Annotated in this window: 20 protein-coding genes; 12 read left to right on the forward strand and 8 right to left on the reverse strand. The window is 73.0% G+C overall.

Features of this window, described 5'->3' with window-relative positions:
• Nucleotides 1–14: 14 nt before the first annotated feature.
• The 4 genes from nuoL to ACIA8O_RS23760 all read left to right on the forward strand — a co-directional run bounded on the left by nuoL (nt 15) and on the right by ACIA8O_RS23760 (nt 6,372).
• A complete protein-coding gene (gene nuoL / locus ACIA8O_RS23745) occupies nt 15–1,910 on the forward strand; it encodes an NADH-quinone oxidoreductase subunit L (protein WP_396295941.1) in 1,896 nt (631 codons plus the stop codon).
• 31 nt (nt 1,911–1,941) lie between these two features.
• Entirely contained in the window at nt 1,942–3,558 is a 1,617-nt protein-coding gene (locus tag ACIA8O_RS23750; protein WP_396295942.1) for an NADH-quinone oxidoreductase subunit M, read from the forward strand.
• Nucleotides 3,555–5,186 carry an NADH-quinone oxidoreductase subunit NuoN gene (gene nuoN, locus ACIA8O_RS23755; RefSeq protein WP_396295943.1) on the forward strand — a complete coding sequence of 544 codons (1,632 nt, stop codon included), beginning with the start codon at nt 3,555–3,557 and terminating at the stop codon, nt 5,184–5,186. Before ACIA8O_RS23750 ends, nuoN begins: the two co-directional genes overlap by 4 nt.
• A gap of 172 nt (nt 5,187–5,358) precedes the next feature.
• Nucleotides 5,359–6,372 carry a polyprenyl synthetase family protein gene (locus ACIA8O_RS23760; RefSeq protein ID WP_396295944.1) on the forward strand — a complete coding sequence of 338 codons (1,014 nt, stop codon included), beginning with the start codon at nt 5,359–5,361 and terminating at the stop codon, nt 6,370–6,372.
• A 200-nt stretch (nt 6,373–6,572) separates the two neighbouring features.
• Here the strand turns inward: ACIA8O_RS23760 and ACIA8O_RS23765 are convergent, their stop codons facing one another.
• Nucleotides 6,573–9,050 carry an FtsX-like permease family protein gene (locus ACIA8O_RS23765; RefSeq protein ID WP_396295945.1) on the reverse strand — a complete coding sequence of 826 codons (2,478 nt, stop codon included), beginning with the start codon at nt 9,048–9,050 and terminating at the stop codon, nt 6,573–6,575.
• Nucleotides 9,051–9,250: 200 nt separating this feature from the next.
• Between ACIA8O_RS23765 and ACIA8O_RS23770 the strand changes: the two genes are divergently transcribed.
• From ACIA8O_RS23770 to ACIA8O_RS23780, 3 genes are all read left to right on the forward strand, one after another.
• Nucleotides 9,251–9,910, forward strand: a complete 660-nt coding sequence (locus tag ACIA8O_RS23770; RefSeq protein ID WP_396296146.1) for a response regulator — start codon at nt 9,251–9,253, stop codon at nt 9,908–9,910.
• Between the two features lie 376 nt (nt 9,911–10,286).
• Nucleotides 10,287–12,233: a 2-oxoacid:acceptor oxidoreductase subunit alpha gene (locus ACIA8O_RS23775; protein ID WP_396295946.1), complete on the forward strand. Its 1,947-nt coding sequence runs from the start codon at nt 10,287–10,289 to the stop codon at nt 12,231–12,233.
• Nucleotides 12,233–13,264, forward strand: coding sequence for a 2-oxoacid:ferredoxin oxidoreductase subunit beta (locus ACIA8O_RS23780; protein ID WP_396295947.1), 1,032 nt, complete (start codon nt 12,233–12,235; stop codon nt 13,262–13,264). Before ACIA8O_RS23775 ends, ACIA8O_RS23780 begins: the two co-directional genes overlap by 1 nt.
• A gap of 22 nt (nt 13,265–13,286) precedes the next feature.
• On the opposite strand, the gene ACIA8O_RS23785 is transcribed toward ACIA8O_RS23780, so the two are convergent.
• Complete coding sequence (locus ACIA8O_RS23785; RefSeq protein ID WP_396295948.1) at nt 13,287–13,667, reverse strand: winged helix-turn-helix transcriptional regulator; 381 nt, start codon at nt 13,665–13,667, stop codon at nt 13,287–13,289.
• A gap of 95 nt (nt 13,668–13,762) precedes the next feature.
• Here ACIA8O_RS23785 and ACIA8O_RS23790 point away from each other — a divergent pair, with 95 nt between their 5' ends.
• The 3 genes from ACIA8O_RS23790 (at nt 13,763) to ACIA8O_RS23800 (ending at nt 16,278) form a co-directional block, all read left to right on the forward strand.
• Nucleotides 13,763–14,614 (forward strand): SDR family oxidoreductase, encoded by an 852-nt coding sequence (locus ACIA8O_RS23790; protein WP_396296147.1) that lies wholly within the window; start codon nt 13,763–13,765, stop codon nt 14,612–14,614.
• A gap of 114 nt (nt 14,615–14,728) precedes the next feature.
• Nucleotides 14,729–15,703 (forward strand): EamA family transporter RarD, encoded by a 975-nt coding sequence (gene rarD, locus ACIA8O_RS23795; protein WP_396295949.1) that lies wholly within the window; start codon nt 14,729–14,731, stop codon nt 15,701–15,703.
• A 248-nt stretch (nt 15,704–15,951) separates the two neighbouring features.
• Nucleotides 15,952–16,278, forward strand: a complete 327-nt coding sequence (locus ACIA8O_RS23800) for a hypothetical protein (RefSeq protein ID WP_396295950.1) — start codon at nt 15,952–15,954, stop codon at nt 16,276–16,278.
• On the opposite strand, the gene ACIA8O_RS23805 is transcribed toward ACIA8O_RS23800, so the two are convergent.
• From ACIA8O_RS23805 to ACIA8O_RS23815, 3 genes are read right to left on the reverse strand one after another with little or no spacing between them, the layout of a single operon-like run.
• A complete protein-coding gene (locus ACIA8O_RS23805) occupies nt 16,234–17,097 on the reverse strand; it encodes an ABC transporter permease (protein WP_396295951.1) in 864 nt (287 codons plus the stop codon). The two genes, ACIA8O_RS23800 and ACIA8O_RS23805, sit on opposite strands and share 45 nt — an antisense overlap.
• Nucleotides 17,084–18,067, reverse strand: a complete 984-nt coding sequence (locus ACIA8O_RS23810; RefSeq protein ID WP_396296148.1) for an ABC transporter ATP-binding protein — start codon at nt 18,065–18,067, stop codon at nt 17,084–17,086. Before ACIA8O_RS23810 ends, ACIA8O_RS23805 begins: the two co-directional genes overlap by 14 nt.
• A 5-nt stretch (nt 18,068–18,072) precedes the next feature.
• Complete coding sequence (locus ACIA8O_RS23815) at nt 18,073–19,218, reverse strand: outer membrane lipoprotein carrier protein LolA (protein ID WP_396295952.1); 1,146 nt, start codon at nt 19,216–19,218, stop codon at nt 18,073–18,075.
• Nucleotides 19,219–19,412: 194 nt separating this feature from the next.
• On the opposite strand from ACIA8O_RS23815, the gene ACIA8O_RS23820 reads away from it, so the two are divergent.
• Nucleotides 19,413–21,992: a bifunctional FO biosynthesis protein CofGH gene (locus ACIA8O_RS23820; RefSeq protein ID WP_396295953.1), complete on the forward strand. Its 2,580-nt coding sequence runs from the start codon at nt 19,413–19,415 to the stop codon at nt 21,990–21,992.
• A gap of 138 nt (nt 21,993–22,130) precedes the next feature.
• Here the strand turns inward: ACIA8O_RS23820 and ACIA8O_RS23825 are convergent, their stop codons facing one another.
• Nucleotides 22,131–23,237, reverse strand: a complete 1,107-nt coding sequence (locus ACIA8O_RS23825) for a tyrosine-protein phosphatase (protein ID WP_396295954.1) — start codon at nt 23,235–23,237, stop codon at nt 22,131–22,133.
• A 182-nt stretch (nt 23,238–23,419) separates the two neighbouring features.
• On the opposite strand from ACIA8O_RS23825, the gene ACIA8O_RS23830 reads away from it, so the two are divergent.
• Nucleotides 23,420–24,511: an ADP-ribosylglycohydrolase family protein gene (locus ACIA8O_RS23830; protein ID WP_396295955.1), complete on the forward strand. Its 1,092-nt coding sequence runs from the start codon at nt 23,420–23,422 to the stop codon at nt 24,509–24,511.
• Between the two features lie 39 nt (nt 24,512–24,550).
• Here the strand turns inward: ACIA8O_RS23830 and ACIA8O_RS23835 are convergent, their stop codons facing one another.
• Both ACIA8O_RS23835 and ACIA8O_RS23840 read right to left on the reverse strand, forming a co-directional pair.
• Nucleotides 24,551–24,763, reverse strand: a complete 213-nt coding sequence (locus ACIA8O_RS23835) for a DUF397 domain-containing protein (RefSeq protein ID WP_396295956.1) — start codon at nt 24,761–24,763, stop codon at nt 24,551–24,553.
• A complete protein-coding gene (locus tag ACIA8O_RS23840) occupies nt 24,760–25,617 on the reverse strand; it encodes a helix-turn-helix domain-containing protein (protein WP_396295957.1) in 858 nt (285 codons plus the stop codon). Before ACIA8O_RS23840 ends, ACIA8O_RS23835 begins: the two co-directional genes overlap by 4 nt.
• Nucleotides 25,618–25,974 lie beyond the last annotated feature (357 nt).

Consider the following 25,974-nt stretch of genomic DNA (forward strand, 5'->3'; position numbering starts at 1 on the left):
GCGGAGGGCCCACGGTGAACTCACTCATTCCGCTGCTGGTGGCAGCGCCGCTGGCCGGAGCCGCCCTGCTGCTGCTCGGCGGCCGGCTCCTCGACCGCTTCGGTCACTGGCTGGCCACCGCGCTGGCCGCCGCCTCCTTCGGCCTCGGCCTGGCGCTCTTCTCCGACCTGCTCGGCAAGGACGCCGAGCACCGGACCCTGACCTCCAAGCTGTTCACCTGGATCGAGGTGGGCGGCTTCAAGGCCGACCTCGCCTTCCAGCTGGACCAACTCTCGGTCACCTTCGTCCTGTTGATCTCCGGCGTCGGCACCCTGATCCACGTCTACTCGATGGGGTACATGGCGCACGACGAGCGCCGCCGCCGCTTCTTCGCCTACCTGAACCTCTTCCTGGCCGCCATGCTGCTCCTGGTCCTGGCGGACAACTACCTGCTGCTGTACGCGGGTTGGGAGGGCGTCGGCCTGGCCTCGTACCTGCTGATCGGCTTCTGGCAGCACAAGCCGAGCGCGGCCGTGGCGGCCAAGAAGGCCTTCCTGGTCAACCGGGTCGGCGACCTCGGGCTGTCGATCGGCATCATGCTGATGTTCGTCGAGTTCGGCGACCTGACCTTCGCCGGGGTCTTCGGCACCGCCGGCCAGGCGAGCGAGGGCAAGCTCACCGCGATCGCCCTGATGCTGCTGCTGGCCGCCTGCGGCAAGTCCGCCCAGGTGCCGCTGCAGTCCTGGCTCGGCGACGCGATGGAGGGCCCGACCCCGGTCTCGGCCCTGATCCACGCGGCCACCATGGTGACCGCCGGGGTCTACCTGATCACCCGCTCCAGCGCCATCTTCGATCTGGCGCCGGACGCGCAGACGGTGGTCGTGGTGGTCGGTGCCGTCACCCTGCTGTTCGGTGCGATCGTCGGTTGCGCCAAGGACGACATCAAGAAGGCACTGGCCGGCTCGACCATGTCGCAGATCGGCTACATGGTGCTGGCCGCCGGCCTCGGCCCGATCGGCTACGCCTTCGCCATCATGCACCTGGTCACCCACGGCTTCTTCAAGGCCGGGCTCTTCCTCGGCGCCGGATCGGTCATGCACGGCATGAACGACGAGGTGAACATGCGTCACTACGGCGGCCTGCGCAAGAAGATGCCGGTCACCTTCGTGACCTTCGGCCTGGGCTACCTGGCGATCATCGGCTTCCCGGGCCTGTCCGGCTTCTTCTCCAAGGACCTGATCATCGAGGCGGCCTTCGCCAAGGGCGGCACCGAGGGCTGGATCCTCGGCGTCTGCACCCTGGTCGGCGCCGCCGTCACCGCGTTCTACATGACCCGCGTGATGATCCTGACCTTCTTCGGCGAGAAGCGCTGGCAGCCCGACGCCGAGGGCCACGAGCCGCACCCGCACGAGTCCCCGGCCAGCATGACGCTGCCGATGATCGTGCTGGCCTTCGGCTCGGTCTTCGCCGGTGGCCTCTTCGCGGTGAACGAGTCCTTCGTCAGCTGGCTGGAGCCCGTCACCGGCCTGGCCCACGGCCACTCGCCGCTGAACGCCACCACCGTCACCGTGCTCACCTCGGTCTGCGTGGCGGCCGGCGTGCTGCTCTCCTGGCTGATGTACGGCCGCGGGCCGGTGCCGGTCACCCCGCCGGTCGGCTCGTTCCTCACCCGGGCGGCCCGCCGCGACCTGCTCCAGGACGACTTCAACCACGCCGTCCTGGTCCGCCCCGGCGCCGCGCTCACCGCTTCGCTGGTCTACGCGGACGCCAAGGTGGTCGACGGCACGGTGAACGGCCTGGCCGCGGCGATCGGCGGGCTCTCCGCCCGGCTGCGCCGGACCCAGACCGGCTTCGTGCGCAGCTACGCGCTCTCCATGTTCGGCGGCACGTTGGTGCTGGTCGCCACCACTCTCCTCATGAGGTCCGTCTGATGTCACGTCAACTCACTTGGGGGGTACGGCAATGAGCTATCTGCTGACCGCCACCTGTGCCGTCCCGGCCGTCGGGGCGGTGCTCACCGCGGCGCTGCCCGGCGGCTCCACCGAGGCCCGCCGGCGGACCGCCAAGGTCGCCGCGCTGGTCCTCTCGCTGGCCACCCTGGTGCTGGCCGCGCTGGTCGTCGCCGAGTTCGAACCGGGCGGCGCCCGTTACCAGTTGACCGAGTCGTACAGCTGGATCAAGTCCTTCGGGATCAGCTTCTCGCTCGGCGTGGACGGCATCGGCGCGGTGCTGGTGCTGCTCACCGCGGTGCTGGTGCCGATCGTGATGCTGGCCTCCTGGAACGACGCCGAGCCGATCCAGAACCCGGACGGCACCTTCGAGAACCTGCGCCGCACCCAGGGCTTCTTCGCCCTGGTGCTGGCGGTGGAGTCGATGGTGGTGGTCTCCTTCCTGGCCACCGACGTCTTCGTGTTCTACGTCTTCTTCGAAGCCATGCTGATCCCGATGTACTTCCTGATCGGCGGCTTCGGCGACCGCGCGGGCGGCCCGGACGCGAGCGCCCAGCGCTCGTACGCCGCGGTCAAGTTCCTGCTCTACAACCTGCTCGGCGGGCTGGTCATGCTGGCCGCCGTGATCGGGCTGTACGTGGTCGCCGCCGACCAGGGCCTGCCCACCTTCGACCTGCCGACGCTGAGCGCGGCGATCGCCGAGGGCAAGCTGAACATCGACCCGTCCGCCGAGAAGGCGCTCTTCCTGGGCTTCTTCTTCGCCTTCGCGGTGAAGGCCCCGCTCTGGCCGCTGCACACCTGGCTGCCGAACGCGATGGGCGAGGCCACCCCCGGGACGGCCGTGCTGATCACCGCGGTGGTCGACAAGGTCGGCACCTTCGCGATGCTCCGGTTCTGCCTGGGCCTCTTCCCGGAGGCCTCCCAGGACTTCGGGCCGGCCATCCTGGTGCTCTCGCTGATCGGGATCGTCTACGGCGCGCTGCTGGCGGTGGGCCAGAAGGACATCAAGCGGCTGGTGGCGTACGCCTCCATCTCGCACTTCGGCTTCATCATCATGGGCGTCTTCGCCTTCACCAGCCAGGCGCAGAGCGGTGCCACGCTCTACATGGTCAACCACGGCATCTCCACCGCCGCCTGGATGCTGGTGGCCGGCTTCCTGATCTCCCGCCGCGGCTCGCGCCTGATCGCCGACTTCGGCGGCGTCCAGAAGGTGGCCCCGGTGCTGGCCGGCACCTTCCTGATCGGCGGCCTGGCCACCCTGTCGCTGCCCGGACTCGCCCCGTTCGTCAGCGAGTTCCTGGTGCTGGTCGGCACCTTCGCCAAGTACCCGGTGGTGGGCATCGTGGCCACCCTGGGCATCGTGCTGGCCGCGCTGTACGCGCTGCTGCTCTACCAACGCACCATGACCGGCCCCGTCACGCCGCAGGTCGAGGGCATGGCGGACCTGAAGGTCCGTGAACTCGCCGTGGTGGCACCGCTGGTGGCACTGACCATCTTCCTGGGCGTCTACCCCAAGCCGCTCACCGACCTGGTCAACCCGGCGGTGGACGCCACGCTCTCCCAGGTCCACCAGACCGACCCGGCACCGGCCCACCCGGTCGCCGCCACCACCGGAGGTGAGCACAAGTGACCGGTTGGCTCACAGCGGCCGGCGGCAACAGCCCCAGCATCCCGGCCCCGCACGTCGAGTACGGCCAGCTCTCCCCGATGCTGATCGTGCTCGGGGCGGCCCTGCTCGGCATCCTCGCCGAGGCCTTCCTGCCCCGGCGGGCCCGCTACGGCGCCCAGGTCACCATCGCGCTGCTGGGCCTCGCGGCCTCCTTCGCGGCAGTGGTGGTACTGGCCACCCAGGGCCACGCCACCACCGAGTCCGGCCTGCTGGCCATGGGCGCGGTGGCCATCGACGGCCCGGCGCTCTTCGTCCAGGGCGTCATCCTGCTGACCGCCGTGATGGCCGTCCTCACCTACGCCGAGCGGCGGTTGGAGCCGCGCCTGAACGGCCACGGGGTGGACGCCTTCGCCGCCCAGGGCGCCGCGGTGCCCGGCAGCGAGCAGGAGCGGCAGGCCACCAAGGCCGGGTTCACCTCCACCGAGGTCTTCCCGCTCACCCTGTTCGCGGTCGGCGGCATGCTGCTCTTCCCGGCCGCCAACGACCTGCTGACCATGTTCGTCGCGCTGGAGGTCTTCTCCCTCCCGCTCTACCTGCTCTGCGCGCTGGCCCGGCGCCGCCGGCTGCTCTCCCAGGAGGCCGCCGTCAAGTACTTCCTGCTCGGCGCCTTCGCCTCGGCCTTCTTCCTGTTCGGCACCGCGCTGCTCTACGGCTACGCCGGGACGGTCCGGCTGAGCGGGATCGCCGACGTGGTCTCCGGCGTCGCCCAGGTCACCCCCGCCCTCGCCTCCACCACCCAGAACGACGCGCTGCTGCTGATCGGCCTCGCGATGCTCTCGGTCGGCCTGCTCTTCAAGGTCGGCGCGGTGCCGTTCCACTCCTGGACCCCGGACGTCTACCAGGGCGCGCCGACCCCGGTCACCGGCTTCATGGCCGCCGCCACCAAGACCGCCGCCTTCGGCGCCTTCCTGCGGCTGTTCTACGTCGCCTTCCCCGGCCTGCGCTGGGACTGGCGGCCCGTCATGTGGGGCGTGGCGATCCTGACCATGGTGGTCGGCGCGGTGCTGGCCGTCACCCAGCAGGACGTCAAGCGCCTGCTGGCCTACTCCTCGATCGCCCACGCCGGCTTCATCCTGACCGGCGTGATCGCCTCCAACAAGCAGGGCGTCGGGGCGGTGCTCTTCTACCTGGCCGCGTACTCCTTCGTCACCCTCGGCGCCTTCGCCGTGGTGACCCTGGTCCGCGACTCCAAGGGCGAGGCCACCCACCTCTCCAGCTGGGCCGGGCTCGGCCGCCGCTCCCCCCTGCTGGCGGCCGTCTTCGCCCTCTTCCTGCTGGCCTTCGCCGGCATCCCGCTCACCTCCGGCTTCACCGGCAAGTTCGCCGTCTTCCAGGCGGCGGCGGCCGGCGGCGCCACCCCGCTGGTGATCGTCGGCGTGCTCTCCTCCGCGGTGGCCGCCTTCTTCTACATCAAGGTCATCGTCCTGATGTTCTTCTCCGACCCGCGCCCCGGCGGCCCCGCCGTGGCCGTCCCGTCGGTGATGACCAGCACCGCCATCGCCCTCGGCGTGGTGGTCACCCTGGTCCTGGGCCTGGCCCCGCAGTACTTCCTCGACCTGGCCTCCTCGGCCTCCGTCTTCACCCGTTGAGGAACCTCCCCGGGGCCCGTAGCCGCTGGCTACGGGCCCCGTTCCGTGCCCGGTCGGCCACTGGTCCGCACGCCCGTGCAGTGATCGACTCGCGACCGGATACCCTCCTAGTAGGCCAGCGGCGGCACTCAGGGACCGGGCCGCTAATCGACCAGGGACAGGAGTGGTCTGCGTGACCGTCGTGGGGCCCTTCGGGCTGACCGTGCAGGACCGCGATCTGACCAGCGACGTCCAGGCCGGCATGGACGCGGTGGAGACCGCGCTGCTGGAGGCCGTCAAGAGCGAGGTGCCGTTCATCACGGTCACCGCGAGCCACCTGATCGAGGCCGGGGGCAAGCGCTTCCGCCCGCTGCTGGTGATGCTGGCCGCGCAGTTCGGCGACCCGTACGCGCCGGGCGTGGTGCCGGCCGCGGTGGTGGTGGAGCTGACCCACCTCGCGACCCTCTACCACGACGACGTGATGGACGAGGCCCCCGTGCGGCGCGGCGCCCCGAGCGCCAACTCCCGCTGGGACAACTCGGTGGCCATCCTCACCGGCGACTTCCTGTTCTCCCGCGCCTCCCAGGTGCTGGCCGAGCTCGGGCCGGAGGCGGTCCGGATCCAGGCCGACGCGTTCGAGCGGCTGGTGACCGGTCAGATCCTGGAGACCGCCGGGCCGCGCCCCGGAGACGACCCGCTCCAGCACTACCTGGACGTGATCGCCGGCAAGACCGGCTCGCTGATCGCGGTGGCCGGCCACTTCGGCGCGCTGATGGCCGGGGCCGCCCCGGAGGTGGTGGAGATCCTGCGCCAGTACGGCGAGCGGATGGGCACCGCCTTCCAGCTGGCCGACGACGTGCTGGACATCGCCAGCGACGGCCACGAGTCCGGCAAGACCCCCGGAACCGACCTGCGCGAGGGCGTGCCGACCCTGCCGATCCTGCTGCTCCGTCAGATGCCGGTCGACCAGGACGACCCGGAGGACCTGCGGCTGCGCGAGCTGCTCGACCAGGACCTCGCCAAGGACGACGAGCTGCACGCCGAGGCGCTGCGCCTGCTGCGCCGCCACCCGGCGCTGGAGCGGGCCCGCCGCGAGACCCTGCGCTACGCCGAGGAGTCCCGCGCGCTGCTCGCACCGCTGCCGGACTGCCCGGCCAAGGCCGCCCTCCAGGGGCTCTGCGACGCGGTGGCCATCCGCACCATGTGAGGCCCGCCCGGCGGCGCGACGTCCAGTTGCAGCGGCCCAAGGGGCGCGAGGCTCTGCTGATGTGCGGCTCCGCCGCGGGGCGCGCGGGGGAACGGCAGCACGTGCAACTGGCTGACGGAGCCTCAGTTGCAGGTGAGCCGCCTTCCGTACTCGCGCAGTTCCCCGCGCCCCCGGTGTGACCACTCTCGCCCCGGGCCCGGTCAGGCGGCGTGGAGGGCCTGGACGATCCGCATCCGGCGTACCCGCCGGGCCGGCAGTACCGAGGCGGCCACGCCGAGGAGGCCGGCGGCGGCCAGGAGCAGGGCCACCGTGCCGTACGGCAGGAAGGCCAGGGAGAGCCCCTCGCCGGTCACCGAGCGGGCCGCCAGCACCCCGTAGACCCCGCCCAGGACGGTGCCCGCCACCGCGCCGCCGAGGGCCAGCAGGGCGGCCTCCAAGGTGAGCAGGGAACGCAGTTGATCCCCGGTCAGGCCGATCGCCCGCAGCATGCCGAGCTCCCGGGTGCGTTCGTCCACCGAGAGGGTCAGGGTGGCGGCCACCCCGATCGCGGCGATCACCATCGAGAAGCCGAGCAGCACGGTGGAGACCAGCATCATGGTGTCCAGCACGTCCCGGACGTAGGCGGCCTCCGAGGCCGAGTCGGTGACCCGGACGCCGGGGAAGCCGGCCAGTGCCTCGTCGACCGCCCGGCGGGCCCCGTCGCGGTCGGTGGAGCCGGTGGCGGAGATCCAGGCGGTGGCCACCGCGGCGTCCGGCGCGGCCGCGGCCAGGGTGGCCGGGGTGACGTACACGGTGGCTTCGGGGAGCAGGGCGTGGGGGAGGGCGGAGGGGCCGGTGCGGGTCTGCCAGACGGTGCCGTCCGGGAGCCGGAGCGCTACGGCGCGGCCGGTGGCCAGTGCCTCGCCGTCGCGCAGGGCGCGGGCCTCGTCCACGCCCTCGGCCGAGCCGTTCAGCCGGGCCGGGTCGGCCGCGGCCACCACGGTGGGGCGGCCGTCCAGCCGCACGGTGGCGGTGCGGACGGGGGTGACGGTCAGTTCGGGCCGCCGCTCCAGTGCCGCCAGCGCCCCGGCCGGGAGCCGGCCGTCCTCGGTGGCCAGTGCGAAGGCGCCCGGGTGACGGGCGCTCAGCATCCCCTCCAGCGAACCGCCCGCCACCGACAGCGCGGTGGCCGCCGAGACCGCCACCGTGACGCCGACCAGCAGGGCCGAGGCGGCCGAACCGGTCCGGCCCGGGTTGGAGCGCAGCTGCTGGGCGGCCAGCCGCCCGGTGGTGCCGAAGGCCCGGCGGGCCGGCAGGCCGAGCAGCGAGACCACCGGCGGCAGCAGGAAGCGGGCCAGCCGCAGCACACCGAAGAAGCTGGAGACCGCGCCCACCGTGACGGCCAGCAGGGCGGCGGCCGAACCGCCCTGGCCGCCGATCACCAGCATCAGCGCGCCGAAGCCGAGCAGCAGCGCCGAGACCGCCCCGCGCACCACCTTGTTGCCGAGGTCCGGCAGGGCCGCCCCGGACTCGGAGAGCGCCGCCACCGGCGGCACCGCCGAGGCCAGCCTCGCCGGGCGCCGCACCGCCAGCGCGGTCAGTGCCAGGCCGAACAGACCCGCCGTCAGGAAGACCGGCCAGGACGGCAGCAGCGAGACCGAGACCGGCCCCAGGTCCACCAGGGCCAGCACCCCGGTGCCCAGCAGGCAGGCCAGTCCGCCGGCCACCAGCCCGGCCGCCGAGGCCAGCACCCCGAGCATCAGCCCCTGCAGCAGGATCATCCGCCGCACCTGCCGCTGCGAGGCGCCCACGCAGCGCAGCAGCGCCAACTGCCGCGCCCGCTGGGCCAGGACCACCGAGAAGGTGTTGGTCACCACCATCCGGGCCACCGCGAGGGCGATCAGCACGAAGGAGAGCGCGGCCGCCAGCACCACCGAGTACATCGCCCCGGTGCTGCTCCTCGCCTCCTCCACCGAGGCCGCCCTGGTCCGGGCCGTCACGCCGTCGCCGAGCGCCCGCCCGACCGCCTCCGCGACCGTGGCCGGGGCAGCGCCGGGGGCCGCCGCCAGGTCCAGCTGGGTGACCGTCAGACGGGACGCCCAGGCGGCGGCCGCGTCGTGCGGCAGGCCGAGCACCGGGTGGCCGGAGAGGGTCGGCGAGCCGCTGGTCTCCAGCAGGCCGGTCAGCACGGCCCGGCCGGTGGAGCCGTCGGCCCGCAGCACCGTGACCTGCCCGCCCGGGGCGACGCCGAGGTCCTCGGCGGTCCCCTCGTCCAGCAGCAGTTCGCCGTCCCGGGACGGCCAGGCGCCCCGGGCCAGCCGCTGCCAGCGCAGCGCCGGATCGGCGGCCACCGAGGTGACCACGGTGGCCTCGTCCAGCGGACGGCCGGAGGCGGTGAGCACGGTGCCGGTGCCGGCCAGCCGCTCCGCCACCGACACCACCCCGGGCACCTGCGCGGCCCGGCGGGCGGCGTCCGCCGGCAGGCCCTCCCGGGCCCGCCCCGCGGCCGCGGTGACCTGCACCGCGCCCGGGCCGACCTCGGTGGCGGCGGTCTGCGAGAACGAGTCCACCAGGGCACCGCTCGCCCCCACCGACAGCACCAGGAACGCCACCCCGACCGCCACCGCCACACCGGTCAGCACCAGTTGGCGGGCCTGGCCCAGGAACTCCTTGACGGTGTACCGCCCCAGCGAAGCCACGGTGGGCCGCTCCTCTCGGTCGTGATGGGTCCCTTCCACGCTAGGAGCGCGGCACGGGGCAGGAGACAGCACGAGGCACGATCCCGGGTCATCCCCCGGTATGCCGCCGCCGGGCCCGGTCTCCGCCCGAGGTCTGACCGGCCGTCAGGGTGGGAGAGACTGAGGGCGTTCGAGCCGCCGTCTCCCGAAGGGCCGTCATGCTGCGCGTCGTCATCGCCGAGGACTCCGTACTGCTCCGCGAGGGCCTCACCAGGCTGCTCACCGACCGGGGCCTGGAGGTGGTCGCCGGAGTCGGCGACGGCGAGGCGCTGCTGCGCACCGTCCAGGAACTGGCGGCGGCGGACGCCCTGCCGGACGTGGTGGTCGCGGACGTGCGGATGCCGCCGACGCACACCGACGAAGGGGTGCGGGCGTGCGTGGCGCTGCGCGGGCTGTACCCGGAGCTGGGGGTGCTGGTGCTCTCCCAGTACGTCGAGGAGAAGTACGCCGGGGAACTGCTGGCCGGGTCCACCCGGGGCGTCGGGTACCTGCTGAAGGACCGGGTGGCGGAGGTCCGGGAGTTCGTCGACGCGGTGGTCCGCGTGGCGGGCGGGGGGACGGCGCTGGACCCGGAGGTGGTGCAGCAGCTGCTGATGCGCAGCCGCAAGGGCGACGCACTGGCGGGGCTGACGCCGCGGGAGCGGGAGGTGCTCGGGCTGATGGCCGAAGGACGCACCAACGCGGCGGTCGCCCGGCAGCTGGTCGTCTCCGACGGGGCGGTCGAGAAGCACGTCAGCAACATCTTCCTCAAGCTGGGCCTCGGGCAGAGCTCGGAGGACCACCGGCGGGTGCTCGCGGTGTTGACGTACCTGCGTTCGTAGTGGCTCCACGGGGGCCGCGGGCGGGGCGGTGGCTACACCGGGGGCGCGGGGAACTGCACGCGGCGGAAGGCGACGACCGTGTGCCGGGTACGGAGGCTCACTTGCACGTGGTTGTCCGTACCCGGCATACGGGTCTGTGTCTTCCGCCGCGCGCAGTTCCTCGCGCCCCTGACCGCCCTCCGGGCGGTTAGGGGTCGGACAGGGGCGGTCGGGGGCTGGTGGGTATGGATCGTGGGCGAGTAGACGTTCTCGTGGGTGGTTGGGCCGAGTTCCGGTCCGGGGGAGGTTCGGCCGCCTAGGATTCGGAACGGTGCACCAGGCGGACGGGGCACACGGCTCACGCCCGCGGCTGGCGCCCACGAGGAGGTCCGCGGCAGTGACCAGTCAGGTCGATCAGGCAGAGGCAGTGGACGGCTCGGACGACGAGGGCCGGTCGGGCCCGGCCTCGCCACCGGGTGCCCGGCAACGGCCGGCGAAGCCGATCCGGCGTCTGGACCGGGTGATCATCCGTTTCGCCGGCGACTCCGGCGACGGCATGCAGCTCACCGGAGACCGCTTCACCTCGGAGACGGCCTCGTTCGGCAACGACCTCTCCACCCTGCCGAACTTCCCGGCCGAGATCCGGGCACCCGCCGGCACCCTGCCCGGTGTGTCGTCCTTCCAACTGCACTTCGCGGACCACGACATCCTGACCCCGGGCGACGCGCCCAACGTGCTGGTGGCGATGAACCCCGCCGCGCTGAAGGCCAACATGGCGGACCTGCCGCGCGGCGCCGAGATCATCGCCAACACCGACGAGTTCACCAAGCGCGCCCTGGCCAAGGTCGGCTACGCGGCCGACCCGCTGACCGACGGCTCGCTGGAGGCGTACCACCTGCACAGGGTGCCGCTCACCACGCTGACCCTGGAGGCGCTGAAGGACTCGGGGCTGGCCCGGAAGGACGCCGAGCGGGCGAAGAACATGTTCGCGCTCGGGCTGCTGTCCTGGATGTACCACCGGCCGACCCACGGCACCGAGGCGTTCCTGCGGCAGAAGTTCGCCAAGAAGCCCGAGATCGCGGAGGCCAACATCCTGGCGTTCCGGGCGGGTTGGAACTTCGGCGAGACCACCGAGGACTTCGCGGTCTCCTACGAGGTCTCCCCGGCCCGGCTGCCGGAGGGCACCTACCGGAACATCTCGGGGAACCTCGCGCTGGCCTACGGCCTGATCGCGGCGGGGGAGCGGTCGGGGCTGCCGCTGTTCCTGGGCTCGTACCCGATCACCCCGGCCTCGGACATCCTGCACGAGCTGTCCAAGCACAAGAACTTCGGCGTGCGGACCTTCCAGGCGGAGGACGAGATCGCCGGGATCGGGGCCGCGTTGGGCGCGGCCTTCGGCGGGGCGCTGGGCGTGACCACCACCTCGGGGCCGGGGGTGGCGCTGAAGTCGGAGACCATCGGGCTCGCGGTCTCGCTCGAACTCCCGTTGCTGGTGGTGGACATCCAGCGCGGCGGGCCGTCCACCGGGCTGCCGACCAAGACCGAGCAGGCCGACCTGCTGCAGGCGATGTTCGGTCGCAACGGCGAGGCGCCGGTGCCGATCGTGGCCCCCGCCACGCCGGCCGACTGCTTCGATGCGGCGCTGGAGGCGGCCCGGATCGCGGTCACCTACCGGACGCCGGTGTTCCTGCTGAGCGACGGCTACCTGGCCAACGGCTCGGAGCCGTGGCGGATCCCTGCGGTGGACGAACTCCCTTCGATCGCACCGGAGTTCGCCACCGGGCCGAACCGGGAGGACGGCGCGTTCTGGCCGTACCAGCGCGACCCGCAGACGCTGGCCCGCCCGTGGGCGGTGCCCGGCACGGCGGGGCTGGAGCACCGGATCGGCGGCATCGAGAAGCAGGACGGCACCGGGAACATCTCCTACGACCCGGCCAACCACGACTTCATGGTCCGCACCCGGCAGGCCAAGGTGGACGGGATCACCGTGCCGGACCTGGTGGTCGACGACCCCTCGGGCGAGGCCCGGGTGCTGGTGGTGGGCTGGGGGTCGACCTACGGCCCGATCACTGCGGCGGTCCGCCGGGTGCGGGCCGACGGCGGGCAGGTGGCCCAGGTGCACCTGCGCCACCTCAACCCCTTCCCGGCCAACCTCGGGGCGATCCTCAAGGGTTACGACCGGGTGATCGTGCCGGAGATGAACCTCGGCCAGCTCGCCCTGCTGCTGCGCGCCAAGTACCTGGTGGACGCCCAGTCCTACAACCAGGTGCGCGGACTCCCGTTCAAGGCGGCCCAGTTGGCCGACGTGCTGACCGCCGCCATCGGCACCCTGGAGGAGAAGTGATGGAGAGCCTTCGACTGGTGCCCAAGGCCGACGGGCCGCAGAGCGCCAAGGAGTTCAAGACCGACCAGGAGGTGCGCTGGTGCCCCGGCTGCGGGGACTACGCCATCCTGGCCGCGGTGCAGGCCTTCATGCCGGAGCTCGGCATCCGCCGGGAGAACACCGTCTTCGTCTCCGGTATCGGCTGCTCCTCGCGATTCCCGTACTACATGAACACCTACGGGATGCACTCGATCCACGGCCGCGCCCCGGCCATCGCCACCGGCCTGTCGGCCTCCCGGCCGGACCTGAGCGTCTGGGTGGTGACGGGCGACGGCGACGCGCTGTCGATCGGCGGCAACCACCTGATCCACGCGCTGCGGCGCAACGTCAACCTGAAGATCCTGCTCTTCAACAACCGGATCTACGGTCTGACCAAGGGTCAGTACTCGCCCACCAGCGAGGTCGGGAAGATCACCAAGTCCACCCCGATGGGCTCGCTGGACCACCCGTTCAACCCGCTCTCGCTGGCCATCGGCGCCGAGGCCACCTTCGTCGCCCGGACCATCGACTCGGACCGCCAGCACCTCACCTCGGTGCTCCGGGCGGCCGCCGAGCACCGGGGCACCGCGCTGGTGGAGATCTACCAGAACTGCAACATCTTCAACGACAACGCCTTCGAGGTGCTCAAGGACCCCGGCACCCGGGACGAGGCGCTGATCCGGCTGGAGCACGGGCAGCCGGTCACCTTCGCCGGCCGGGGCGTCTTCCGCGGCCCGACGGGCGAGCTGTACGTGGACGAGGTGACCGACGCCAACCGGGCCGAGGTGCTGATGCACGACGCGCACCACGCCAACCCGGCGCACGCCTTCGCGCTGTCCCGGATCGCCGACGCCGACACCCTGCACCACACCCCGATCGGGGTGCTGCGCAGTGTCGAGCGGCCCGTCTACGACGAGCTGATGGGCGGTCAGCTGGAGCGGGCGGTGGAGCAGCGCGGCCGGGGCGACCTGGGCGCGCTGCTCACCGGGAACGACACCTGGACGGTGGTCTGACGCAGGGGCCGCCGGCGGGCCGTCAGCGCGCGTCGTACGCCTGACGGTTCGCCAGCACCCCGGGCGTCTGCCGCTCGACCCAGTGCGCGAGGCCGCCGACCAGCTCGGCGGCCTCGTGGCCGAGCGGGGTCAGCCGGTAGTCCACCCGCGGCGGGATCACCGGGTGCGCCTCGCGCTCCACGAAGCCGTCCCGCTCCAGGGTCTGCAGGGTCTGGGCGAGCATCTTCTCGCTGACCCCGGCCACCCGGCGGCGCAGCTCGCTGAACCGGTACTCGCGCTCGGCCAGCGCGATCAGCACCAGGACGCCCCAGCGGCTGGTGACGTGCTCCAGCACGCCCCGCGAGGGGCACATCCGGTCGTTGACGTCCGGCGCGTGTTGCAGCGTGTCGACACTTACCTTCATGTCAGTACCCTACTTCAAAGTGCGTACTTCCGATTGGTAAGTGCAGTACATACGGTGAGTGTGGAAAGCGCAAGACCCCACTGACCAGGGAGTACCTGATGATCGTCGTCACCGGAGCCACCGGACAGCTCGGCCGCCTCGTGGTGGAGGGCCTGCTCGCGAAGGTGCCCGCGGCCGAGCTGGCCGTCGCCGTCCGCTCCGCCGACAAGGCCGCCGACTGGGCCGCCAAGGGCGTGACCGTCCGCGTGGTCGACTACGACCGTCCGGAGACCCTCGCCACCGCCTTCGGCGCCGGTGACCGGGTGCTGCTGATCTCCGGCAGCGAGGTCGGCTCCCGGGTGCCGCAGCACACCGCCGTGGTCGAGGCCGCCAAGGCCGCCGGGGTGGCGCTGCTCGCCTACACCTCGATCCTCGGCGGCGAGGAGGCGACCTTCCGGCTGGCCGAGGAGCACCAGGCGACCGAGGCCGTGATCCGCGCCTCCGGCCTGCCGTACGTGCTGCTGCGCAACGGCTGGTACACCGAGAACTACACCGCCAACGCGGCCGTGGCCATCGAGCACGGCGCCGTGGTCGGCAGCAACGGCGACGCCCGGATCGCCACCGCAGCCCGGCAGGACTACGCGGACGCGGCCGTCGCGGTGCTCACCGGCGAGGGCCACGAGAACGCGGTCTACGAGCTCAGCGGGGACGAGGCCTGGAGCTTCTCCGAGTACGCCGCCGCGCTGGCCGCGCACACCGGCAAGCCGGTGGCCTACGCGGACGTCCCGGCCGAGAAGCACCACGAGATCCTGGTCGGCGCCGGCCTGCCGGAGGGCTTCGCCGCGATCCTGGTGGACGTGGACGCCGCCATCGCCCGGGGCGAGCTGGCCCGTGACCGCGGCGTGCTGTCGAAGCTGATCGGCCGCCCCACCACCCCGCTGGCCGCGACGGTGGCCGCCTCCCTCTGACGGTCCGTCGGACCGTCCATGTCATGGGCAAAACCCTGATACGGGGATGACACCCTGCCCTCCCGCCCGCTACCTTCGTCCGGAGAGCAGCGCGCGTGGAGGGCAGGCCGGTCGATGGCACAACAGCAGCAGGCCGGCAGCGGTGCCGGGCTCGGGTACGGGTTCGCCGCCTACGGAATCTGGGGTCTCTTCCCGCTCTACTGGCCGCTGCTGGAGCCGAGCGGCGCGGTCGACATCCTGGCCAACCGGATGACCTGGTCCCTGGTGGCCGTCGCGCTGATCCTGGGGGTCACCCGCAACTGGTCGTGGATACGCCCGCTGCTGGCCCAGCCGGGCCGGCTCGCGCTCTCCGTGCTGGCCGCCCTGGTGATCTCGGTCAACTGGGGCGTCTACATCTGGGGAGTGAACTCCGGGCACGTGGTGGAGACCAGCCTCGGCTACTTCATCAACCCCCTGGTGACCATCGCCTTCGGCGTCCTGCTGCTGGGCGAACGGCTGCGCCGGGCCCAGTGGGTGGCGGTCGGGATCGGCGTGCTGGCGGTCGCGGTGCTCACCGTCGGGTACGGGCGGCTGCCCTGGATCGCCCTGGTGCTGGCCTTCTCCTTCGGCACCTACGGCCTGCTCAAGAAGAAGGTCGCGCTCGGCGGCAGCGAGAGCCTCGCGCTGGAGACCGCGGCCATGTTCCCCTTCGCGGTCGGCCTGCTGGTCTGGCTGGGCGTCACCGGCCGGGGCACCCTCGGCACCGAGGGCTGGGCCCACACCGGACTGCTGATGCTCAGCGGCCTGATCACCGCCGTGCCGCTGCTCTGCTTCGGCGCGGCCGCCGTGCGGGTGCCGCTGAGCACCCTCGGCCTGCTCCAGTACCTGGCGCCGGTGCTGCAGTTCCTGCTCGGCATCACCGTCTTCCACGAGCAGATGCCGCCCGCCCGCTGGGCCGGCTTCGCCCTGGTCTGGGCCGCGCTCGCGGTGCTCACCTTCGACGCGCTGCGGCGCCTGCGCAGGAGCCGCGCCGAGCTCCCGGCGCCGCCGTCGGGCACGCGCCCGGAGGGTGCGCCGGCTGACGCTCCGTCAGCTTCGTCCGCACGGTGAACAACTCGTTTCGAGATCTCCTCAAGCCCCCCGCAACCCTGCTAACGTCCGGTTGCACCCTCGGGGGCGCGAGGAACCGCGCGAACCGGAAGGCGGAGCAGCGTGAGACCGGGGCACGCGGGTCAGTGGCACGTGCCGCCGTTCCCCTGCGCGCGGTTCCTCGCACCCCCGAGGGCGTAACCACCGGCCACGGGAGGTGTCGCGCGATGGTCCGGCCGTTTCGTCGGGCGGTTGACGGAGCCCTGCGGGTGCCTGCGGTGCGCCGCGAGATGGATGCCTGCGAGAGCGGGGAACTGCTGCTGAGTGCCGACCGGCCCGGTGGGCCGGTGACCATCCGCTGGCAGCGCCCCGGCCGCCCGCCGGTCACCCTGCAGGCGCCCAGCCGGCTCGACCGGGTCGAGCTCAAGGGCTCGCACCGGGCCCGGCTGCACGGGCTGACCGCCGGGGTCCGGCTGGTCTGCCACGGCTGGTCCCCGCTGTTCCTGGTCGCGCCCGCGCAGCTGCCGGTGCTGGCCTGCGCGGCGGCCAGCTCACGAGGTGACGTCGCGGGCCGTGAAGCGGGCCCAGGCCGCTGAGCCGAAGACCGCCACGTAGACCGCCTGCAGCCCGAGGTTCTCCAGCACCTCGTCCCAGTACATCGGTTGGCGCAGCAGGTCCCCGAAGCTCAGCCAGTGGTGCGAGAACAGGTACGGCTGGATCGCGTGCAGCTGCGGGAAGGCGTCCAGGATCTGCACCGTGATCACCAGCACCACGGTGGTGGCCATCGCGGCGATCCCACTGCCCGTCAGGGTGGAGACGAACAGGCCGACCGCCACCAGCCCGGCCAGCGAGGCCGCCACCACCAGGGCCACCAGCACCGCCCGCAGCAGCGCCTCGCCCGGGGCCACGGTGTCCCCGGAGAGCAGCGTGACGTCGCCCAGCGGGAACAGCGCCGCACCGGTGGCCAGCGCCGAGGCCGCCACCGTCAGGGTGGCGGCCAGGCAGAACGCCAGGCCGGCCAGGAACTTGGCCACCAGCAGCCTGGTCCGCCCGGCCGGGGCGACCAGCAGGTAGCGCAGGGTGCCGGAGGCCGCCTCGCCCGCGACCGCGTCGCCCGCCACCACGCCCACCGTCATCGGCAGGAAGACCGGCAGGGTGACGGCCAGGGAGGTGAAGACCAGGAACACGCCGTTCTGGGTCACCTGGGCGATGAAGGCCGGGCCGCCGCCGCCCTCGCCGTCGGTCTGCCACTTGATCACCACGCCGATCAGCACCGGCAGCGCGGCCAGGATCGCCAGCAGGGTGACCGTCCTGGCCCGCCGGAAGGTCAGCGCCAGCTCGCTGCGCAGCAGCGAGAGCGAGAGCGCGGCGGGCAGCCGCGGTGGTGCGTCGGTGAGCGCCTCAGCCCGCGACATCGAAACCCTCCCCGGTCAGCGCCACGAAGGCGTCCTCCAGCGTGCCGCGCTCCACTCCGAAGCCCTGCACCCGCACCCCCGCCGCGACCAGCGCCGCGCAGAGCCCGGCCAGCTCCTCCTCGGCCGGGGCGGCGGCGGACAGCGAGCCCTCGCCGCCCTCGACGCCCGTGACCCGGCGCCCGGCCAGCACCTCCGCGGCCTTCTCCACGTCCGGCGTGCGGACCACCAGGCGGCCCTGCGCCCTGGCCGCCAGCTCGGGCACCGTGCCCTGCACCAGCAGCCGGCCCTTGGACATCACGGCGGCGTGGGTGCAGACCTGCTCGATCTCGTCCAGCAGGTGCGAGGAGAGGAAGACGGTGGAGCCCTCGGCCGCCAACTCCCGCACCAGCGCCCGGATCTCCCGCATGCCCTGCGGGTCCAGTCCGTTGGTCGGCTCGTCCAGCACCAGCAGGTCGCGCGGGCGCAGCAGGGCCGAGGCCAGGCCCAGGCGCTGCTTCATGCCCAGCGAGTACGCGCGGGCCTTCTTCCCGGCGGCGGCCGTCAAACCGACCCGGTCCAGCGCCTCGGTGACCCGCCGGGAGCGGGTGCGCGGGTCGGTGGTCGGGTCGGCCGCGTCGAAGCGGGCCAGGTTGTCCCGGCCCGTCAGGTAGCCGTACAGGGCCGGGCCCTCGATCAGGGCGCCGACCCGGGGGAGCACGGTGGCCACGCCGCGCGGCATCGGCTCGCCGAGCACCACGGCCTCGCCGGAGCTGGGCGCGATCAGGCCCAACAGCATCCGGATGGTGGTGGTCTTGCCGGAGCCGTTCGGCCCCAGGAAGCCGAAGACGCTTCCCCGGGGCACCGTCAGGTCCAGCCCGTCGACGGCCAGTTGGCCGCCGGGGAAGCGCTTGGTCAGACCACGGGTGCGGATCACCTCGGCCGGAGCGGCCGGGCGGCCGTGAGCCGCCCGGCCGTCCGGCCGCTCCAACAGGTCGGTCACTTCGCCCCGGCCGCGCTCTGCAGCACCTGCGGGGTGACGGCGCCGGCGAACACCCGGCCGTCGTCGGTGATCAGCACGTTGACCACCTTGGTGGAGATCAGGCTGCCGCCGCCGACCGGCTTGCCGAGCGCCTTGGCGAAGCCGCCCGCCTCGCCGCCCGTGGCCTCGGCGGGGAGCCGGGCGCTGAGCACCGTGGTCCAGCCCTCGCCGGTGACCTTGAAGCCCGCGTCCCGCCCGGCCTTCTCGACCGCCTTGGCGTCGGGGGCGTCCGGGGCGTTCTGGAGCCACTTCTCTTGGCCCACGCCCGCGTTCTCCTCCGTCACCTTGGCGCCCTTGGGCGCGGTGAAGCGGAAGGTGTCGGCCGACGGGGTGGCGAAGGAGACCTCGCTGAACCGGGCGTCCAGCACCTTGGTCGAGCCGGAGCGGACCTGCACCGCGAGCGGCACGCCGTTCTCGGCCGCGACGGCGATCCGCACCTCGGAGATGGTCGAGCCGCTCTGCTTGGGCTTCACCCGCAGCTCGTAGGCGGGCTGCCCGGCCACGGTGGCGGTGCCCTCCACGGTGACCTGGGTGGTGTCCGCACCCAGCTCCAGGAACTTCTTCGCGGCCTCCTGCGGGGTGACCGGCAGCGGCAGCTCGGGCTTGGCCCGCTCGGCGGCCTGAGCACCCGTCAGGTGCACCGCCTCGTTGCTCCTGCTGTCCCAGGCCCAGACCTCGGAGCCGTTGTGCACCAGCTCGTAGCCGGACAGGCCGCCGATCAGGCCGAGCCGCTGGCGGTCCGGGCCGTCCACCGCGACCCGCAGGGTGTGCTCGCCGCCCAGCAGTTGGAGCAGCTTGGCCTCGGGGGCGGCCTCCGAGCCCTCACCGCCGCCGTGCCCGCCGGGGGCCCCGCCGCCGGGCAGCGCCCCGCCCAGCAGCTGGGTCGGCAGGCCCAGGTCGGCCTTGAGCTTGACGGTGCCGGAGAGCGCCTGCACGTCGGAGCCCAGCGCCTTGGCGACCACCTGCTCCGCCGTCAGTTCGGGCAGCTTGGGCCCGGATTCCCCGGCCATCGCGGGCACCAGGCCGATCCCGGCGGCGGTCAGCGCCACCACGCCGGCGGGCACCAGCACCCGGGCGGCCTTGCGTCGCGTGGTCCGTTCCATGACTTCCTACCCCTCATCAGGCGTCAGAACTACCGTGCTGCCCCTCCATTGGAACCCGCGGGACCCCGCCGCGACATCGCTCCACGGGGCCGGATCCGTCTACGCCCAGGGGTGCACGTGACCCTGAGCACGTCTCAGGGTCGGGTGCTCCCGAAGGACGAACGCGGCGTCCGGCTCTGGGTATCGTCGGCCCCATGGACGACGCTACCGATCCCCGCCCCACCAGCAGCTCGATGCGCCGCGCCCTGCGCCGGGCACGGGACGGGGTGGCGCTGGACGTCACCGAGGCGGCCGTGCTGCTCCAGGCACGCGGCGAGGACCTGCGCGACCTGTGCGCGAGCGCCGCCCGGGTCCGCGACCAGGGACTGCTGGCGGCCGGCCGGCCCGGGGTGATCACCTACTCGAAGAAGGTCTTCATCCCGCTCACCCGGCTCTGCCGGGACCGCTGCCACTACTGCACCTTCGTCACCGTGCCCGGCAAGCTCCGCAAGGACGGCCACGGCCTCTACCTCTCGCCCGACGAGGTGCTGGAGATCGCCCGCCAGGGCGCCGCGCTCGGCTGCAAGGAGGCGCTCTTCACCCTCGGGGACCGCCCCGAGGACCGCTGGCCCGAGGCCCGCGAGTGGCTGGACGCGCACGGCTACGACGACACCCTGGCCTACGTGCGGGCGATGGCCGTCCGGGTGCTGGAGGAGACCGGCCTGCTGCCGCACCTCAACCCCGGGGTGCTGTCCTGGACCGACTTCCAGCGGCTCAAGCCCGTCGCCCCGTCCATGGGCATGATGCTGGAGACCACCGCGACCCGGCTCTGGTCCGAGCCCGGCGGCCCGCACCACGGCTCGCCGGACAAGGAACCGGCCGTCCGGCTGCGGGTGCTGGAGGACGCCGGCCGCAGCGCGGTGCCGTTCACCACCGGCGTGCTGATCGGCATCGGCGAGACGTACGAGGAGCGGGCCGACGCCCTCTTCGCGATCCGCCGCACCGCCCGGCGCTACCAGGGCGTCCAGGAAGTCATCGTGCAGAACTTCCGGGCCAAGCCCGACACCGCGATGCGGGCCATGCCCGACGCCGAGCTGGAGGAGCTGGCCGCCTGCATCGCGGTGGCCCGGCTGGTGCTCGGCCCCGGCGCCCGGATCCAGGCCCCGCCGAACCTGGTCGACCAGGAGTACCCGCTGATCATCGGCGCCGGCATCGACGACTGGGGCGGCGTCTCGCCCCTGACGCCGGATCACGTCAACCCCGAGCGCCCCTGGCCGCACATCAAGGAGCTGGCGGCGCGGACCGGCGCCGAGGGCTTCGCGCTGCGCGAGCGGCTGACGGTCTACCCGGAGTACTTGCTGCGCGGCGAGCCGTGGATCGACCCGCGGGTGCTGCCGCACGTGCGGGCGCTGGCCGACCCGGAGACCGGCCTGGCCCGGGAGGACGCGCTGCCGGTCGGGCTGCCCTGGCAGGAGCCGGACGAGCCGCTCACCGCCCGGGGCCGCACCGAGCTGCACCGGGAGATCGACGGCGAGGGGCGGACCGGGGACCGGCGCGGGGACTTCGAGGAGGTCTACGGGGACTGGGCCGAACTGCGGGAGCAGGCCGCCGGGTTGGCGGCTCCCGAACGGCTGCCCGGGGACCTGCGGGCCGCGCTGGCGCAGGCCGCCGACGACCCGGAGAAGCTGACGGACGCCCAGGCGCTGGCGCTGTTCCAGGCGGACGGGGCCGCGCTGGACGCGCTCTGCTCGATCGCCGACGCCGTCCGGCGGGACGCGGTGGGCGACACGGTCACGTACTGCGTCACCCGGAACATCAACTTCACCAACGTCTGCTACACCGGCTGCCGGTTCTGCGCCTTCGCCCAGCGGCGCACCGACGCCGACGCGTACACCCTCTCGCTGGAGCAGGTCGCCGACCGGGCCCAGCAGGCCTGGGAGGTGGGCGCGACCGAGGTCTGCATGCAGGGCGGCATCCACCCGGACCTGCCGGGCACCGCCTACTTCGACATCGCCCGGGCCGTGAAGGCCCGGGTGCCCGGCATCCACGTGCACGCCTTCTCCCCGATGGAGGTGGTCAACGGGGCCACCCGGACCGGCCTCTCGATCCGGGAGTGGCTGGCGGCCGCCAAGGAGGCCGGGCTGGACTCCATCCCGGGCACGGCGGCGGAGATCCTCGACGACGAGGTGCGCTGGGTGCTGACGAAGGGGAAGCTGCCGGCCGCCACCTGGGTCGAGGTGGTCAGCACCGCCCACGAGCTGGGCATCCCGTCCTCCTCCACGATGATGTACGGGCACGTGGACAACCCCGCGCACTGGCTGGCGCACCTGCGGCTGCTGGCCGAGATCCAGCAACGGACCGGCGGGTTCACGGAGTTCGTGACGCTGCCGTTCGTGCACACCAACGCCCCCGTCTACCTGGCGGGCATCGCCCGGCCCGGGCCCACGGCGCGGGACAACAGGGCGGTGATGGCGATGGCGCGGCTGCTGCTGCACCCGCACATCCGCAACGTGCAGACCAGCTGGGTGAAGCTCGGCGCGGAGGGCGCGGCGGAGATGCTCCGCTCCGGGGCCAACGACCTGGGCGGCACCCTGATGGAGGAGACCATCTCCCGGATGGCCGGCTCCTCCTACGGGAGCTACAAGTCGGTCCGGGACCTGCAGGCGATCGCCGAGGCGGCGGGCCGCCCGCACCGCCAGCGCACCACCACCTACGGCGAGGTCCCGGCCGAACGGCGCGCGGCCGCCCTGGCCTCGGACGGGCACCTGCCGGAGCTGCTGCCGGTCCTGGACTAGGGGCCGGGAGGGCAGCGACCCCGGGGGCGCGAGGAACTGCGCGGGACGGGAGGCGGCTCACCTGCAACTCATGCTCCGTCAGCCAGTTGCAGGTGCTGCCGTTCCCCTGCGCGCAGTTCCCCGCGCCCCCGGCATCACCTATCCCAGAAGCAGGTTGCTCTGCAGGCGGTGGAGGTCCTGCCGGTCGAGGCCGAGGCCGTTCTTGAGGTAGCGGTCGAAGGTGCCGTACGTGGCGGTGACCTCGTCGTAGCCGGAGTTGAGGTACTCGGGGCGGACGTCCAGCAGCGGCTTGTAGACGGCCTGGTATGGCGCCGGGAGGTGGGACAGGATCGCGGCGTTGGCGGCGGCGCGGTAGTCGTTGCTGGCCAGGTAGTCCGCCTCGACGGTGGCCTTCGGGACACCGAGGGCGGTGAGGAGCGCGGCGCCCGCCCAGCCGGTGCGGTCCTTGCCGGCGGTGCAGTGGAAGAGGACCGCGCCGCGGTCGTCCGCGGCCCGCAGGACGCTGCGGTAGGCGGACTTGGCGCTGGCCGCGGAGACCATGACCTTCTCGGCGTCGATCATCGCCTGGACCGCGGCCTGCGGGGAGGTGACGTTGAAGGCGCCGGTGTCCTCGACGCCGAGCACGTTGGCGGAGGTGACGGTGGCGCCGGCCGGGACGCGGTCGGGGGCGGTCTTCTGCTCGGCCGGGGTGCGCAGGTCGAATATCTGCCGGATGCCCAGGCGCTGGAGCTTGGCCAGGTCGGCGTCGGTGAGCTTGGAGAGGTCGTCCGAGCGGTAGACCTCGCCCATCCTCACCCAGCGGCCGTCCGCGGTGCGGTAGCCGCCCGCGTCGCGGAAGTTGGGGGCGGAGGCGAGGTGGAGGGAGCGGTCGGCGACGGTCAGGGACTCGCCGCGGTCCGGGACCAGCTCGAAGTACCAGCGGTCGGCGGCGGCCAGGCCGGAGACGGTCACGGTGGCCGAGCCGGTGCCGCGGGCGACGGCGGTGCGGTGGCGGATCGCGTCGCGGTCGGTGCCCGCGTAGACGGTGACCCGGCGGGCGGTGGGGGCGGCCCAGGTCAGGGTGAAGGTGCCGTCGGCCCGCTGGGTGACGGTGGCGGCGGTGAACGGGATGCGGTGCGCGGACTGCTGGGCGTGGTGGCCGGCGGAGTCGGCCAGGGCGGGGGAGGCGGCCAGCGCGGTGGTGCCGAGGGTGAGGGCGCCGGTCAGGGCGACGGCGACGGCGAACCGGGTGCGGGTGGTGGTCATGGAGCGGACGGTAGGAAGCCCGGGGTGTGGCCCGGTGGCCCGTGGATGGCGCGGTGGCAACAGTTTGTTGAAGGGCTGGTGTTCCGGACCACGGCGCCCCGTGGTGAGGTATTCGAATACAGTGCGAGGGCGCGCTCCGGGGGGCGGTGCGCCGCGTGTCGAGAAGAGGTGCCGTACCCGTGATGGCCTTGTGGTCCCGAGCCCAGCAGCAGGACTTCCGCAGCCGGGTGCGCGGCTGCCTGCTCGGGGGTGCGGTCGGAGACGCGCTCGGAGCGGGCATCGAGGGCGATTCGCTGGAGAAGATCCAGGCCGCCCACGGACCTGACGGAGTGACGGGTTTCGTGGCGGCGTACGGCCGCCCGGGCACCGTCACCGACGACACCCAGCTGACCCTGTTCACCGTGGACGGCCTGATCCGGGCGCACGCCCAGCGGGACGGCGGCAGTTGGCACCCGCCGACCGACGTGCACCGCGCGTACCTGCGCTGGGCCGCCACCCAGCACGACTGGGGCCCGGACGAGCGCAGACCGGACCTCGGCTGGCTGGGGCGCCAGGAGTGGCTGTACGCGCAGCGCTCGCCGGAGCCGGCCGCGGTGGCCGCGCTCTCCGGCCCGGAGGCCGCCGTGCCGGGCACCCTGGGCGAGCCGCGCAACCCGGACGCCCGGGGGAGCGGGACGGTGGTCCGGGCGGCGCCGTTCGGCCTGCTGACGGCCTGGGACCCGGCCTTGGTGTTCCAGCTGGCGGTGGAGTGCTCGGTGCTGACGCACGGTCACCCGGCGGCCTACCTGTCGGCGGGCGCCTTCGCGGTGATCGTGCACGCGGCTGCCCGGGGCGGGACCTTGGAGGAGGGGGTGCACCAGGCACTGGCCACCCTCTCCGACCACCCGGGGCACGAGGAGACGACGGCCGCGCTGCGCCGGGCCCTGGACGCCGTCCGCGCGGGGGAGCCGGGGGCGGAGCGGGTGGAGCAGCTGGGGGAGGGCTGGGCCGCCGAGGAGGCGCTGTCGATCGGGGTCTACTGCGCCCTGGTGGCGCACGACGTGAAGTCCGGCCTGCTGCTCGCGGTCAACCACTCGGGGGACAGCGACTCGACCGGGGCGCTCTGCGGCAGCCTGCTGGGCGTGGTGCACGGGGAGACGGCGCTGCCGCCGGAGCTGGTGGCCGAGGTGGAGGGCCGGGGGACGGTGCTGGAGCTGGCCGACGACTTCGTGCTGGAGCTGCTGCACGGCAGTGAACTGCGCGGCCGGGCCTGGACGGAGCGGTACCCGGTCTGACCGGGCACCGCATCCGTCGGGGGCGCTGCTGAGGGAGGCTCAGATCCGGCCGAAGGCGCCGGCCGCGGTGGCGGTGGCGAAGGCGGCCCAGGCGGCGTTCGAGAAGTGCAGCTGGGGGCCCTCGGGGTCCTTGGAGTCCCGCACGGCGATGGTGGAGCCGTTCGGCACGGCGATCTCGACGCAGGCCCCGTTGCCGCCGCTGTGGCTGCTCTTGCGCCAGGTGAGACCGGATCGCGTGGACGTGGTGCTCATCTCTTGAACCCCTCTGCATAGGATCGGATCAGTGTGCGGCTCTCCGCCACGCTGAGCGCTGCGGCCCGCAGGTGGTCGTACAGATTGGTATAGCGGCGGACGTCGGCGTCCTTCTCGAGGTAGAGGTCGGCCGTCACTCCTTCGAAGTAGACGACCGTCGAATCCGCCGACTCCGGGAACTCCATCAGGGAGAATGTCCCGGTCATGCCGGGATGCGCGCCGTGGCGGAACGGGATGACCTGAAGGTTGATGTTCGGACGCTCGCTCAGTTCGATCAGCTGGTGCAGCTGATCGGCCATCACCATCGGGCTGCCGACCTCCCGGGCCAGCACCGCCTCGTCCACCACGACCCAGAGGCTGCCCAGCGGGTTCTCACCGTTTATCCGGCTCTGCCGCTTCATCCGCACCTCGACCCGCCGCTGCACGGCCCCGGCGTCGGTGTCCGGCTGGGTGCCCTCGACGACGGCCGCCGCGTACTCCCGGGTCTGCAACAGGCCCGGGACGAAGGAGGACTCGTAGGCGCGGATCGAGCTGGCCTCGGCCTCCAGGCCGATGTAGACCGAGTACGGGATGTCCCCGAACTCGTGCCACCAGCCGCGCTGGCGCGACTCCCTGGCCATCTCCATCAGGCCCGCCCGGACCCGCTCGTCGGTCACCTCGTAGACGTCGCAGAGGTCGCGGACGTCGCGCTGGCTGATCGAGCGGCGGCCGTTCTCCAGCCGGCTGATCTTCGACTGCGAGACCATCAGGCGGCCGGCCACCTCCTCGGCCGTCATGCCCTTCAGCTCGCGCAGGCGCCGCAGTTCGGCGCCCAGCCGGCGGCGCCGGACCGTCGGATTGATGTTGGCGGACACGTCGACCTCCGGCCGTACCTCCGGCGCACCGGGGTGCGGTGCGCCTCGGAAGAGTGTGGAAATTGGTACCAACCCCCCTGACGTGGAGCAGCATGTCATCTCGACCCGCCCTGGCGTGGGGGAATGACCTTTGCCCGCATGAACAGACCATCGTAAAAACACTCAAACGGGATCACGGCCCTTGCGCCGGACCCCACCGGTGCGGTAGGGGGAATCCGGCCCCCCGGAGACGCCAACGGGGCGGGGGGGGGCCCCCCCGGGGGGGGGGGGGGGGGCCGGCCCCCCCCCCCCGGGGGGGGGGGGGGCGCCCCCCCCCCCCCCCCCCGGCCCCCCGCCCCCCCCCCCCCCCCCCGCCCG

This window comes from Kitasatospora sp. NPDC051853 (assembly GCF_044452665.1).
In the GTDB taxonomy this organism is placed as follows: Bacteria; Actinomycetota; Actinomycetes; order Streptomycetales; family Streptomycetaceae; genus Kitasatospora.

What these genes read in the sequence shown, in the direction of transcription:
- ACIA8O_RS23820 (WP_396295953.1), top strand. Translation starts at nt 19,413, where the DNA reads ATGGACGACGCTACCGATCCCCGCCCCACCAGCAGCTCGATGCGCCGC.
- ACIA8O_RS23835 (WP_396295956.1), bottom strand. Translation starts at nt 24,763, where the DNA reads ATGAGCACCACGTCCACGCGATCCGGTCTCACCTGGCGCAAGAGCAGC.
- ACIA8O_RS23815 (WP_396295952.1), bottom strand. Translation starts at nt 19,218, where the DNA reads ATGGAACGGACCACGCGACGCAAGGCCGCCCGGGTGCTGGTGCCCGCC.
- ACIA8O_RS23805 (WP_396295951.1), bottom strand. Translation starts at nt 17,097, where the DNA reads ATGTCGCGGGCTGAGGCGCTCACCGACGCACCACCGCGGCTGCCCGCC.
- ACIA8O_RS23785 (WP_396295948.1), bottom strand. Translation starts at nt 13,667, where the DNA reads ATGAAGGTAAGTGTCGACACGCTGCAACACGCGCCGGACGTCAACGAC.
- ACIA8O_RS23830 (WP_396295955.1), top strand. Translation starts at nt 23,420, where the DNA reads ATGGCCTTGTGGTCCCGAGCCCAGCAGCAGGACTTCCGCAGCCGGGTG.
- ACIA8O_RS23780 (WP_396295947.1), top strand. Translation starts at nt 12,233, where the DNA reads ATGGAGAGCCTTCGACTGGTGCCCAAGGCCGACGGGCCGCAGAGCGCC.
- ACIA8O_RS23825 (WP_396295954.1), bottom strand. Translation starts at nt 23,237, where the DNA reads ATGACCACCACCCGCACCCGGTTCGCCGTCGCCGTCGCCCTGACCGGC.
- ACIA8O_RS23750 (WP_396295942.1), top strand. Translation starts at nt 1,942, where the DNA reads ATGAGCTATCTGCTGACCGCCACCTGTGCCGTCCCGGCCGTCGGGGCG.
- rarD (WP_396295949.1), top strand. Translation starts at nt 14,729, where the DNA reads ATGGCACAACAGCAGCAGGCCGGCAGCGGTGCCGGGCTCGGGTACGGG.